Below are 281 nucleotides of genomic sequence, written 5' to 3' on the forward strand. Positions count from 1 at the left end.
ATCTATTGATTAATGAGAAAATATTAGCGTTTTGGAAAAAATTAACAAAGGATGAAAAAAAGAAATTTATTATTTCTTTTCTTGATAAAATGAAGAAAGAAGATCGAGAAGCTTAACTTTGTTATCATAGCTTAGATGTTCGAGCATATCTTCTATTTGTTCATCTAAGCTATTTGTTTCTTGTTCTGAAAACATTAATTGTTTAGGAGTAACTGATAAATGAGGCGCTAAACGTATAGCCCATTCTTTTGTTAGTTTTCGATGTCCATTTTCTAAGCGAA

1 protein-coding gene is annotated in these 281 nt (G+C 28.5%); it reads right to left on the reverse strand.

Annotated elements, in window-relative coordinates; genetic code table 11:
- Positions 1–69 precede the first annotated feature (69 nt).
- Positions 70–281 (reverse strand): XRE family transcriptional regulator (locus tag ACFINZ_RS11555; protein ID WP_375701591.1); only part of this gene is annotated, 212 nt, incomplete at its 5' end.

This window comes from Bartonella sp. AA81SXKL, assembly GCF_042196945.1.
In the GTDB taxonomy this organism is placed as follows: Bacteria; Pseudomonadota; Alphaproteobacteria; order Rhizobiales; family Rhizobiaceae; genus Bartonella.